Here is a 583-nt window from a genome sequence, read left to right as displayed (position 1 = left end):
GACTTAACAGAATCGCCTCGGCCTCCTCGGCCACCAGCAGCGAGTTACCGTACATTGTGCCGACAAAAATGCCTACTTCAGCCATGCTTCACTCCCTTCATTATCGCTATTGCTGTTCATCCTGAACGTTGCTCGTCACAAACTCAACCCTTTCATTTTCGGGGAGTTGTCCCATCCAGCCAAACTGTGACAGCGCCTGCATCCAGACATCAGCCAGCCCAGCACGGATCACCAGCGGTTCGCCGGTGAAGGGGTGGGTCAGGCTGAGCTGGCTGGCGTGCAGCATCAGGCGGTTGCAGCCAAAATGCTCGGCGGCGCTGCGGTTCTGGCGCAAATCGCCGTGCTTGCTGTCGCCAATGATCGGATGACGCAGATGGGAGAGATGGCGACGGAGCTGGTGCTTGCGCCCGGTATGAGGCTCAAGCTCCACCAGCCCGTAGCGCGTGGTCGGGAATTTACCCGTGGCAACGGGCATTTCGACCGTCGCAAGACCGCGATAATCTGTCACTGCAGGCTGCGGCTCTTTATCGTCACGGGCAAATTTATCGGCGATCTTAGCCAGCTCTTCGACCAGCGGATAATC

General features: G+C 58.0%; 1 protein-coding gene and 1 pseudogene. Both read right to left on the bottom strand.

The annotated features are described in order from the left end of the window. Positions 1–85, bottom strand: a pseudogene (locus K5E19_RS23510) (flavodoxin); the annotation flags it as partial. Positions 86–106: 21 nt separating this feature from the next. Continuing rightward, on the bottom strand, positions 107–583 hold a 477-nt coding region (locus tag K5E19_RS23505), incomplete at its 5' end, for a pseudouridine synthase (protein WP_260411939.1).

The organism is Enterobacter sp. RIT637, assembly GCF_019718755.1.
GTDB lineage: Bacteria > Pseudomonadota > Gammaproteobacteria > Enterobacterales > Enterobacteriaceae > Enterobacter.
This window is presented reverse-complemented; position numbering and strand designations above follow the sequence as displayed.